General features: G+C 62.7%; 1 protein-coding gene. It reads left to right on the forward strand.

Annotated elements, in window-relative coordinates; all coding sequences use genetic code 11:
• Positions 1-255 (forward strand): transposase (locus GM672_RS28135; RefSeq protein WP_211517469.1); only part of this gene is annotated, 255 nt, incomplete at both ends.

Raw genomic sequence — 255 nt, forward strand, 5'->3', positions numbered from 1 at the left:
ATGCGGCGACAGCGTATCGGGAGTTTGCGAAAGATCATGGCATCGCGCACCGGGCCGTCAATCTGCGCCAGGGCGAGCGGGTGCTGGGGGAAATCCACGTCCAGAACGTGAACCGCTACCACGCCGTGTTCAAGACCTGGCTGATCCGCTTTCACGGCGTGGCCAGCCGCTACCTGCCCCACTACCTGGGCTGGATTCACGGGCTCGACTGTCGGCACCTGAGCACGCCGCAGCAATTTTTACGGGCTGCATTGT

It is taken from the genome of Pseudoduganella buxea (genome assembly GCF_009720835.1).
GTDB classification, from domain to species: Bacteria; Pseudomonadota; Gammaproteobacteria; order Burkholderiales; family Burkholderiaceae_D; genus Rugamonas; species Rugamonas buxea.